The 343-nt window shown below is 72.0% G+C and carries 1 protein-coding gene; it reads left to right on the forward strand.

Annotation, left to right across the window (positions count from 1 at the left end):
* Positions 1 to 343 (forward strand): acyl carrier protein (locus ADK60_RS26420; RefSeq protein ID WP_159400592.1); only part of this gene is annotated, 343 nt, incomplete at both ends.

The following is a 343-nucleotide window of genomic DNA, read 5'->3' on the forward strand; positions in this document are numbered from 1 at the left end:
CTCGCCGGCCGCATCCGCGCCGCCCTCGGCGTCGACCTGGAGATCCGCACCCTCTTCGAGGCCCCCACCGTCGCCGCCCTCACCGAGCACCTCGACCAGGAGGGACCGGTCCGACCGTCCCTCACCTCGAAGGACCGATCCGACGCCGTGCCGTTGTCGTTCGCGCAGTTGCGGCTGTGGTTCCTGAACCGCCTGGACGGCGGCTCCGCCTACAACATCCCCGTCGCGCTACGCCTGGAGGGCGAGCTCGACGTCCCCGCGCTCAGCGCCGCCCTCACCGACGTCGTCCAGCGCCACGAAACCCTGCGCACCGTCTTCCCCGAACACGACGGCACACCCCACC

The organism is Streptomyces sp. XY431, from assembly GCF_001279805.1.
GTDB classification, from domain to species: Bacteria; Actinomycetota; Actinomycetes; order Streptomycetales; family Streptomycetaceae; genus Kitasatospora; species Kitasatospora purpeofusca.